1 protein-coding gene and 2 pseudogenes are annotated in these 1,726 nt (G+C 38.5%); 2 read left to right on the top strand and 1 reads right to left on the bottom strand.

Annotated elements, in window-relative coordinates; genetic code table 11:
* Positions 1-195 (bottom strand): annotated as a pseudogene (locus tag RT405_RS05055) (repressor LexA); the annotation flags it as partial.
* A 161-nt stretch (positions 196-356) separates the two neighbouring features.
* On the opposite strand from RT405_RS05055, the gene RT405_RS05050 reads away from it, so the two are divergent.
* Positions 357-596, top strand: coding sequence for a DUF896 family protein (locus RT405_RS05050; protein ID WP_035027935.1), 240 nt, complete (start codon positions 357-359; stop codon positions 594-596).
* Positions 597-714: 118 nt separating this feature from the next.
* Positions 715-1,726: pseudogene (locus RT405_RS05045) on the top strand (transketolase); the annotation flags it as partial.

Genomic DNA, 1,726 nt, shown 5'->3' with positions numbered 1-1,726 from the left:
ACGCGGTTTGCTTGGGTCCCGTTGAATATACCCATTTTTTTCTAATCTTGCTAAATGACCATGGACAGTTGATGTAGAAGACAAAGAAACGGCTGTTCCAATTTCACGCACAGTTGGCGGGTAACCCTTTAACTGTACTTGTTCATGAATATAATGTAATACTTCCATCTGTCTAGATTCAGGAGTCTTACGCATAAATAATCGCACCTCATTTCTTAGATTGTATATTCATTGACAGAATACCATAAAATTATAGGACAATCAAACAAATGTTCGCTATTTTGTAAACTAATTTAATGTATTTCCTTATTTTTTTTGGTATAGTAGTGAAAGAATAAAAAAATGGAGTGAGTAAAATGTTGCCTAAAGATCAACTAGAAAGAATTAATGAATTAGCAAGAAAATCTAAAAATGAAGGTTTGAGTCTTTCTGAACAAACGGAACAAAAAAAACTACGTGAAGCCTATTTAGCAGCTTTTCGTGGTGGCATGCGCAACCATATCGAAGGTTTAAAAGTCGTTGATGAGACTGGTAATGATGTAACACCTGATAAGTTGAAAAAGATCCAAAAAGAAAAAGGCTTTCATAATCGCTAAAAGCAATTTAAGCTGCTGGATACAATCGAAAAATATTTTTAAATTATTGTATTCAGTCGTTGCTTCGATAGCGATAAAACAGTAAACTAGAGGTAACACAATTGAAAGGATGATTTAATTGTTTGACAATACGGACCAACTAGCGGTAAACACGATTAGAACACTCAGTATAGATGGAGTACAAAAAGCCAATTCGGGACACCCAGGATTGCCAATGGGAGCAGCGCCAATGGCTTATACCCTTTGGACTCAACACTTAAAAGTGAACCCTAAACATTCAAATTGGGTCGATCGTGATCGATTTGTTCTTTCAGCTGGGCATGGATCAATGATGTTATACAGCTTATTGCATCTAGCAGGCTATCAAGTTTCGATTGAAGATCTAAAAAGCTTCCGTCAATGGAACAGTAAAACTCCTGGACACCCTGAAGTTCATTATACGGATGGTGTCGAAGCGACAACCGGCCCTTTAGGACAAGGGATTGCGAATGCGGTAGGAATGGCTATGGCTGAAGCCCATTTGGCGGCGACTTATAATAAAGAAAATCATACTATCGTAGATCACTATACGTATGCTTTGTGTGGCGACGGCGATTTAATGGAAGGGGTTTCGGCTGAAGCTGCTAGTTTAGCTGGTCATTTAGGTTTAGGCAAATTGATTATGTTGTATGATTCAAATGATATTTCTTTAGACGGACCCACGTCAAAAGCTTTTACTGAGAATGTAGGCCAACGGTTTGAAGCTTATGACTGGCAGTATATTTTGGTAAAAGACGGAAACGATCTTGATGAAATCAATGCAGCAATTGAAACCGCCAAAGCAGAAACAACTAAACCAACCTTAATCGAAGTTAAAACAGTCATTGGTTTTGGTGCACCAAATGCTGGATCGCATAAAGTTCATGGGGCTCCTTTAGGACCAGAAGGAATTGAAGCTGCGAAAAAAGCTTATGGTTGGGAAGGTGAAGATTTCTTTGTTCCTTCAGAAGTGGCTGATCGTTTTAAAGAAACGATGGTCGATAAAGGGGCGGATGCTGAAGAAGAATGGCATACGGCTTTTGAAGAATACCGTAAAGCCTACCCTGAGTTAGCTGCTCAATATGAACAAGCTATGAAAAATGAATTGCCAA

The organism is Carnobacterium sp. (genome assembly GCF_032094055.1).
Lineage (GTDB): Bacteria > Bacillota > Bacilli > Lactobacillales > Carnobacteriaceae > Carnobacterium_A.
This window is presented reverse-complemented; position numbering and strand designations above follow the sequence as displayed.